Source organism: Mailhella massiliensis, assembly GCF_020741395.1.
GTDB lineage: Bacteria > Desulfobacterota > Desulfovibrionia > Desulfovibrionales > Desulfovibrionaceae > Mailhella > Mailhella massiliensis_A.
Map to the genome: position 1 here is coordinate 1 of NZ_DYZA01000101.1, position 3,071 is coordinate 3,071.

The 3,071-nt window shown below is 63.5% G+C and carries 2 protein-coding genes and 1 pseudogene; 2 read left to right on the forward strand and 1 reads right to left on the reverse strand.

Annotated elements, in window-relative coordinates:
* Positions 1 to 352: pseudogene (locus tag K8W16_RS05355) on the reverse strand (hypothetical protein); the annotation flags it as partial.
* A 358-nt stretch (positions 353 to 710) separates the two neighbouring features.
* Here K8W16_RS05355 and K8W16_RS05360 point away from each other — a divergent pair.
* Complete coding sequence (locus tag K8W16_RS05360; RefSeq protein WP_304121859.1) at positions 711 to 1,169, forward strand: NapC/NirT family cytochrome c; 459 nt, start codon at positions 711 to 713, stop codon at positions 1,167 to 1,169.
* Positions 1,162 to 2,697 (forward strand): ammonia-forming cytochrome c nitrite reductase subunit c552, encoded by a 1,536-nt coding sequence (locus K8W16_RS05365; RefSeq protein ID WP_304121861.1) that lies wholly within the window; start codon positions 1,162 to 1,164, stop codon positions 2,695 to 2,697. Before K8W16_RS05360 ends, K8W16_RS05365 begins: the two co-directional genes overlap by 8 nt.
* Positions 2,698 to 3,071: the final 374 nt, after the last annotated feature.

Consider the following 3,071-nt stretch of genomic DNA (forward strand, 5'->3'; position numbering starts at 1 on the left):
TGGCCCCGCCCGGGTCGGCGGGATGATGCACAAAGCCGCCTTCCCACCGGGAGGTGAAGGCGTGCGCTTTCTTGAAACTGTCCATAGCAGACTCCTTTTGGAAGGAGCCTAGCAGCGCGCCCAGACGCGGCACAGGGGAAAAGGCGGGAAACGGGAGGCTCTCCTGCCCCCTGCCGCGCAGCTTTTGCAGGCCGTACGGCAAAAAGGGCGCCGATATTCCGGCATGCCTCCGGGCGCAGGCCGAAAACCGTATCGGGGCGGGCCGGAAGACGGGGCTCATGCGCGTTTCGGCGCGCCACACCATGGCGATGAAAAGGAACACGGCGTGCATGGCACAGACAAGTACAGTCAAGGCCCGCTCCGCGCCCCGGCCGCTTGTCCCCGCTTCCCGCCGCGCTTTTGCACCCGCCGCTTTCCCCTCTGCCCCCTCCTCCGATTCCGCCGCTTTTCCCGGCCTTCCCCCGCGCCGCATCCCTGCCCGGCCTCTTTTACCCCCGGCCCGCAGGCTCTCCCTCTCCAAGCCCCGCATCCACCACGCCGAGTTCACGCCTCTTTTACCCCCGGCCCGCAGGCTCTCCCTCTCCTCCGTTCTGGGAAGAGCGGAGAATTTCTCTTCGCGCCGCGCTTTGTGATTCAAATCACAGTCTGGTTTTCTTCCGGCCCGTATAACGATAAGGCCGGATTGTTTCTTCAGCGGAAGGAGGAGAGCTATGAAAGCATCCAGGCACGGACCATGGAAGATGCTGCTCGGGGGCACGGCGCTGGGAGCGGCGCTGGTGTTTCTGGCGGCGGCCGGAATGCAGTATTCCGATTCAAGGCCCTTCTGTTCCACCTGTCACGTCATGAGGGAGGCGGCGCTCACGCACAGCCTCTCGCCCCATGCGGACCTTGCGTGCAACGAATGTCATGCGCCGCACAACCTTCTTGCCAAGCTGCCGTTCAAGGCGCAGGAAGGGCTGCGCGACTTCGCGGCCAACCTTCAGGGCAAGGAGGCGCCGCTTCTGGCGCGGCTGGAGACCCGGGAGGTGGTGAACGCCAACTGCCGCGCCTGCCACGGCGTGACCAATGCGGATGTGATGATGGCCAAGCCCTACTGCGTGGACTGCCACCGGGGCATGGCGCACCAGAAGAAAATTCCTGTCAGCTTCAGGGAGGCGGCTGATGAATAAGACGACTATGCTCACGACAGGCGCGGTACTTGTGTGTTCCCTTTTTCTTGCGGGCTGTGAGGACGACACCTATGCGGTGAAGACGCCCGTGTACGACAGCGGCCTTCCGGCGAACACGCTGAAGGCTTCGGAATTTGAAAAGGCGTTCCCGCTGCAATACGCCTCCTACCGGCAGAACGACGAATCTTCGGTGATGACGGAATATAAGGGTTCGGTGAACTTCCGCAAGAACGACGGGGTGAACCCCCTGCCCAAGGGCTTCAAGGCGGCGCAGCCGTACCTGAAGAACCTGTGGCTGGGCTATCCCTTCATGTATGAATACAACGAGGCGCGCGGCCACACCTACGCGGTGAAGGACATACTCGATATCGACCGCATCAACCGCTACGCGCCGGACGGCAAGGGCAACATGCCCACCACCTGCTGGAACTGCAAGGTTCCCAACATCTCGCAGTGGGTGGCGGCGGAAGGCGACGGCGTGTGGAGCCGCGACTTCAACGACTACCGCACCAAGGTGGACGTGATGAACGAAAGCATAAGCTGCGCCACCTGCCACGACACCACGAACATGGAGCTTCAGCTCTACTCCATCCCGCTCAAGGACTGGCTTGCGAGGAGCGGCAAGGACTGGGCGACGCTCTCGCGCAACGAGAAGCGCAGCCTGGTGTGCGGCCAGTGCCATGTGGAATACTACTTCACCCACAAGGACAACGGCCCGGCGGGCAAGCCCGTGTTCCCGTGGGACAACGGCTTCGACCCGGAAGACATGTATGAATACTACAACACGCACGGCGCGAACAACGGCCCGTTCACGGATTTCGTGCATGCCGTTTCGGGCGTGAACATCATCAAGGCTCAGCACCCCGAATACGAGACCTGGCAGAACGGCCCCCACGGCGCGGCGGGCGTCTCCTGCGCGGACTGCCACATGCCCTACAAGAAGCAGGACGGCAAGAAGTACTCCAGCCACTGGTGGACCTCGCCGCTCAAGGATCCGGAACTCACGGCCTGCCGCACCTGCCATTCGGACAAGACGCCGGAACATCTGCGCGCCCGCGTGCACGATATTCAGGAAAAGACCTACCGCCAGCTGCTCAAGGCGCAGGAAAGAAGCGTGAAGGCCCACGAAGCCGTGCGCCTCGCCAACGAATTTGAAGGCGCAAGGAACGCAAGGTATGAGGAGCTCATGGCCATGGCGAAGGAGAACGTGCGCAAGGGGCAGTTCTTCTGGGATCTCATCTCCGCCGAGAACAGCGTGGGCTTCCACAACCCGGCCAAGGCGCTCGACACGCTCATGAGCTCCACGGAATACAGCCAGAAGGCCATAGACCTGTGCCTTGAGGCCACCAACGCCCAGATCGCCGCGAACCTCGCGGGCGATATCAAGGACATAGTGCCGCCCATCCTGGAGCTCAGCCGCAAGCTCCAGCAGGATGCGGAATTCATGAACAGCCACAAGTGGCTTACCTACCTGCCCGTGCTGCCCAAGGCGGAACAGGTGTGGGAAGGCAACAAGAGGATACGCTGACCTCATCCGGTGCGGGCACGCGCGTCCGCCCGCACCGCTTCCCGGCCGCTTTCTGAGGCGGCCCTCTCCAAAGCCGGAGCTTCCCATGCGGGGGCTCCGGCTTTTTCACGCCCCCGGGCAGGGCGGGAACGGGGCGGACTGGCAAGGCGGCGCAGGAGGGGAAACGCAGGCAGAAAAAGGGACTTTTTGCCGCAAGGGGCCTTCCTTTCGCGCGTAGACCGGGGCGGGAGAAGCCTGCCCGCCGCCGCAGGGACGGCGGCCCCCCGCACAGGGCGGGAACGGGGCGGGACACAAGCAAGGAGCGGCAGGCGGAAAAACGGGGCGCGGGGCCGGGCCTTTGCAAAGCTGCGGCCCCCGAAAAGCCCGGAAAAGAG

What these genes read in the sequence shown, in the direction of transcription:
- K8W16_RS05360 (WP_304121859.1), top strand. Translation starts at nt 711, where the DNA reads ATGAAAGCATCCAGGCACGGACCATGGAAGATGCTGCTCGGGGGCACG.
- K8W16_RS05365 (WP_304121861.1), top strand. Translation starts at nt 1,162, where the DNA reads ATGAATAAGACGACTATGCTCACGACAGGCGCGGTACTTGTGTGTTCC.